At 40.6% G+C, this 288-nt stretch carries 1 pseudogene; it reads left to right on the forward strand.

Going from position 1 to position 288, the window contains the following annotated elements:
* Window positions 1-288, forward strand: a pseudogene (secA, locus tag M595_RS28840) (preprotein translocase subunit SecA); the annotation flags it as partial.

Genomic DNA, 288 nt, shown 5'->3' on the forward strand with positions numbered 1-288 from the left:
ATTAAGTACGGCGAACAGACGATGAATGACATTGTTGATGCCTATATTAACCCTGATTTGCCCTCGGAGGAGTGGGATTTGGAAAATGTGGTCAGTAAGGTCAAAGAGTTTGTTTATTTGCTGTCAGACTTAAATGCAGACCAACTGATTGATTTGAATGTCGATGAGATTAAGACCTTCTTACACGAACAGTTACGCAACGCCTACGATATCAAGGAAGCCCAAGTTAATCAAATTAAACCGGGTTTGATGCGAGAAGCGGAACGATTCTTTATCTTGCAGCAAATT

Source organism: Lyngbya aestuarii BL J (genome assembly GCF_000478195.2).
Taxonomy (GTDB): domain Bacteria; phylum Cyanobacteriota; class Cyanobacteriia; order Cyanobacteriales; family Microcoleaceae; genus Capilliphycus; species Capilliphycus aestuarii.